This is a genomic window from Mesorhizobium sp. M7A.F.Ca.CA.004.04.2.1, assembly GCF_004022825.1.
Lineage (GTDB): Bacteria > Pseudomonadota > Alphaproteobacteria > Rhizobiales > Rhizobiaceae > Mesorhizobium.
Genome location: NZ_RZPH01000500.1, coordinates 1 through 4,246, shown reverse-complemented (window position 1 = coordinate 4,246; position 4,246 = coordinate 1). Strand labels below are relative to the sequence as shown.

General features: G+C 62.1%; 5 protein-coding genes. All 5 read left to right on the top strand.

Features of this window, described 5'->3' with window-relative positions:
* The coding region (locus EN893_RS21050; protein WP_128361750.1) for a LysM peptidoglycan-binding domain-containing protein at positions 1 to 300 on the top strand (300 nt) is incomplete at its 5' end.
* 235 nt (positions 301 to 535) lie between these two features.
* Complete coding sequence (gene hemH, locus EN893_RS21045) at positions 536 to 1,600, top strand: ferrochelatase (protein ID WP_127269750.1); 1,065 nt, start codon at positions 536 to 538, stop codon at positions 1,598 to 1,600.
* Between the two features lie 51 nt (positions 1,601 to 1,651).
* Entirely contained in the window at positions 1,652 to 2,863 is a 1,212-nt protein-coding gene (locus EN893_RS21040) for an FAD-binding oxidoreductase (RefSeq protein ID WP_127269752.1), read from the top strand.
* A 121-nt stretch (positions 2,864 to 2,984) separates the two neighbouring features.
* Entirely contained in the window at positions 2,985 to 3,935 is a 951-nt protein-coding gene (locus EN893_RS21035; protein WP_127269753.1) for an SPFH domain-containing protein, read from the top strand.
* A gap of 11 nt (positions 3,936 to 3,946) precedes the next feature.
* Positions 3,947 to 4,246 (top strand): NfeD family protein (locus tag EN893_RS21030; RefSeq protein ID WP_164900992.1); only part of this gene is annotated, 300 nt, incomplete at its 3' end.

Below are 4,246 nucleotides of genomic sequence, written 5' to 3'. Positions count from 1 at the left end.
CCCCCGGCCATATCGACAGAGGGAGCGCCACCCCCGCCGGCGCCACCGGCAGAGGCGGCAAAACCGGCTGAAGCAGCCCCCGCCCCGGCGGCACCGGCTCCCGCCGTCGAGCCGGCAAAGCCAGCGGAGGCCGTGCCGGCCGAAGCCAGCCATGTCATCGTTGCCGGCGACACTTATTGGGATCTGGCCAAGAAGACCTATGGCGACGGTGCCAAATGGAAGGTCATTTCGGGCGCCAACAAGGGTTATGAGCCGCGCCGGCTTCCTGTTGGCGCAACGCTGACCATCCCGCCGCAATAGCCCCGCTATATGCCTGAATGACACCGCCCGTCCGAAAACCGGACGGGCGTCCTGTTTTCGGCTAATTCATGTCGCCCCCAAAGTGACGTCGGTTTTGGGAGAACGACGCGCATAAAAACAAAGGCTTAAAGCGGGTCGTCTGAATCCATTCAGACAATCCGCTTTAAGGTGCGGCCAGACGCTGCATTGAATGCGCGCGCAAGATGGTTAGGTTCGCGTCTTCCGGAGAACCCTTATGTCGCTTCCCACCCCTGCCGAACCCAAGGCCGCAAAGGCGCCCGGCCCGTTGCCCGCTGGGCATCCGCCGGTCAAGGCGGGCAAGATCGGCGTCATGCTGGTCAATCTGGGTACGCCCGACGGCACCGATTTCAAGCCGATGTGGCGCTATCTCCGTGAATTCCTGTCCGACCCGCGCGTCATCGAGCTCAACAAGGCGATCTGGTATCCGATCCTCTATGGCCTTGTGCTCACCACGCGGCCCAAGAAATCGGGCGCCAACTACGCCCGGATCTGGAACCGGGAAAAGAACGAGTCGCCGCTGCGCACCTATACCCGCGCCCAGGCCGAAAAGCTGGCCGAAGCGCTGAGCGACCTGCCTGATGTCGTCGTCGACTGGGCAATGCGCTATGGCAACCCTTCAACCGCCAGCATTGCCCAGAGTCTGGTCGACCAGGGCTGCGACCGCATCCTTACCTTCCCGCTCTATCCGCAATATTCGGCGACGACCACGGCAACCGCTAATGATCAGCTGTTTCGCGCGCTGATGAAGATGCGCCGCGCACCGGCGGTCCGCAGCGTGCCGCCCTACTATGACGAGCCGGTCTATATCGAGGCGCTAGCGCGCTCGATCGAACGGCATCTGGCGACACTGGACTTCGAGCCGGAGGTGGTCATCACCTCCTATCACGGCATTCCAAAACCGTATTTCGAGAAGGGCGACCCCTATCATTGCCATTGCCAGAAGACGACGCGGCTGTTGCGCGAACGGCTCGGCTGGGACGACGGGAAACTGATCATTACCTTCCAGTCGCGGTTCGGCGCGCAGGAATGGCTGCAGCCCTATACTGACAAGACGGTGGAAAAACTCGCGCGGGACGGCGTCAAGTCGATCGCCATCGTCAATCCCGGCTTTTCCGTCGACTGCATCGAGACGCTGGACGAGATCGGCCGCGAGGCGGCTGAAACCTTCCACCATGCCGGCGGCAAGAATTTCGCCCATATACCTTGCCTCAACGATAGCGCGGAAGGGATGGCGGTGATCGAGGCGATGGTGCGGCGCGAACTGTCCGGCTGGGTCTAACCCGGAACAACACAAGCTCCGGGGCGTTAAGGCGCGCCTCCGGAGAATGCGATGCCCCGCAAACTCGACCTCAGAACTGGCCAGCCCGTCTGGTCGGCCTATCGCGCGCCTGCGGTGCCGACGGACGGCCTGATCCGGGACGTCAACACGGATGTGCTGGTCGTCGGCATGGGGATCAGCGGCGCCATGATGGCCGAGGCGCTGACGGCCGATGGCCATCGGGTGATCTGCATCGACCGGCGCGGCCCGCTGAAGGGCTCGACGGCCGCAACCACCGCACTGGTGGCATTCGAAATAGACCAGCCACTCTCCACGCTCTCGAAGATGGTCGGCAGAGCTTCGGCCCAGCAGGCCTGGCGACGCTCGCGGCTCGCCGTTTCCAATCTCGCCGGACGCATTGCCGAACTCGGCATCAACTGTGGCCTAAGCCGCATGCCGTCACTCTATCTGGCCGGCACGATGCTTGGTCCGCCGGAACTGCGCGACGAGGCCGAGGCACGTCGGCTAGCCGGCATCGGCGCCATCTGCTTAACCCGACAACAGCTAGCCGAGAAATTCGGCATCGACCGCGAAGGCGCCATTCTCGGCCACGGCAATATCGCCCTCGACCCACGCAAGCTGACGGCTGGGCTGCTGCTGAAATCCCTGGAGCGCAAGGCACGCTTCTATGCCCCCGTGGAAGCCACAATGATCGAGGACAGCGCCGAAGCTGTTGTCGTCGCGACCAGGGATGGCCCGACCATAACCGCACGACATGTTGTTCTGGCCACCGGCTACGAACTTGTCGACATCGTGCCGGCCACCGCCCACCGGATCATCTCGACATGGGCGATTGCGACACGCCCGCAACCGCGAAAGCTCTGGCCGGACGCAGCGTTCATCTGGGAAGCGTCGGAGCCGTATCTGTATATGCGCACGACGGTCGACGGCCGGGTCATTTGCGGCGGCGAGGACGAGGATTTTATCGACGAAGCGCGGCGCGACGCGCTGATCGCCGACAAGAGCACACGCATCGCCGAGAAGCTCGGCCTGATAGTTCCGCATCTCGACACCAGACCCGATTTTGCCTGGACCGGCTCGTTCGGCACCACGACCACCGGCCTGCCCTATATCGGCGCCATTCCCCGCCACCCGCGCATCCATGCGGTGATGGGCTACGGTGGCAACGGCATCACCTTCTCGCAGGTCGCTTCCGAGATTGTCCCGGCTTCGATCAACGGGCTGGATGACATGGATGCAAGATTGTTTGCCTTCAACCGCTGAGTGCAACCCTATAAACAATCCATCATCACCTGATTGTAACGCATCTGAAATACACTTAAGTCTTTGGTGAAGTCGGCGGCGCGAGAATGGCTTGTGCGGCCTTCGTCTGAGGGAGAGCCAAATGGATTTCAGTGGTTTCGATATTGCGATTGGTGCACTTGCACTTCTGGTATTGGTGCTGCTGATCAAAGGCATCAGGACAATCCCGCAAGGTTACAATTATACGGTGGAGCGCTTTGGCCGTTACACCAAGACACTGAGCCCAGGCCTCAATTTCATTTTCCCGTTCATCGACCGTATCGGCGCCAAGATGAACATGATGGAGCAGGTGCTTGACGTTCCGAGCCAGGAAATCATCACCCGCGACAACGCCATTGTCGGTGTCGACGGCATCGCCTTTTTCCAGATCCTCAACGCGGCGCAGGCCGCCTACCAGGTTTCCGGCCTGCAGAACGCCATCCTCAATCTGACGATGACCAACATCCGTACCGTCATGGGTTCGATGGATCTCGATGAACTCCTGTCGAACCGCGACGCCATCAACGAGCGCCTGCTGCGTGTCGTCGATGAGGCAGCCCACCCGTGGGGCATCAAGATCACCCGCGTCGAAATCAAGGACATCAACCCGCCGGCCAACCTTATCGAATCGATGGGCCGGCAGATGACCGCGGAACGCAACAAGCGTGCCCAGATCCTTGCCGCCGAAGGCCTCAAGCAGTCGCAGATCCTCGAGGCCGAGGGCCGCAAGGAAGCCGCCTTCCGCGATGCCGAGGCGCGCGAACGTTCGGCCGAGGCGGAAGCCCGCGCCACCCAGGTGGTGTCGGAAGCGATCTCCAAAGGCGATGTGCAGGCGCTGAACTACTTCGTAGCGCTGAAATACACTGAAGCGCTTGGCAGGATCGGCACGGCCACCAACAGCAAGATCGTGCTGATGCCCTTCGAGGCATCGTCGCTGATCGGTTCGCTCGGCGGCATTGGCGAAATCGCCAAAGAAGTCTTCCGCAGCGAAGGCACGACCGGCTCGCAGAGGCAGGCCGCGCGCCCGCCGGTCGTTCGCCCAACCGACAACTGAGGTCGAAACCAATGATCGACCGCATCGTTTCCGAACTCGGCCCGTGGAACTGGATGGTACTCGGTTTCATCCTGCTGGTGATGGAAGTCATCGCACCGGGTATCTTCATGCTGTGGATCGGCATCGCCGCGCTGATCATCGGCGCCGTGTCGCTGCTGGTCTGGGACGCCGGCTTCTGGACCTGGCAGGTCCAGGTCCTCGCCTTCCTGGCGCTGTCGCTGGTCTCGGCCTATGTCGGCAAGAAGCTGGTCGGCAGCCGCAACGACCCGACCGACCAGCCGCTGCTCAACCGGCGCGGCGCGCAAATGGTC

Excerpts from the sequence above, each read along its gene's own strand:
- hemH (WP_127269750.1), top strand. The coding sequence starts at position 536 with ATGTCGCTTCCCACCCCTGCCGAACCCAAGGCCGCAAAGGCGCCCGGC.
- EN893_RS21040 (WP_127269752.1), top strand. The coding sequence starts at position 1,652 with ATGCCCCGCAAACTCGACCTCAGAACTGGCCAGCCCGTCTGGTCGGCC.
- EN893_RS21035 (WP_127269753.1), top strand. The coding sequence starts at position 2,985 with ATGGATTTCAGTGGTTTCGATATTGCGATTGGTGCACTTGCACTTCTG.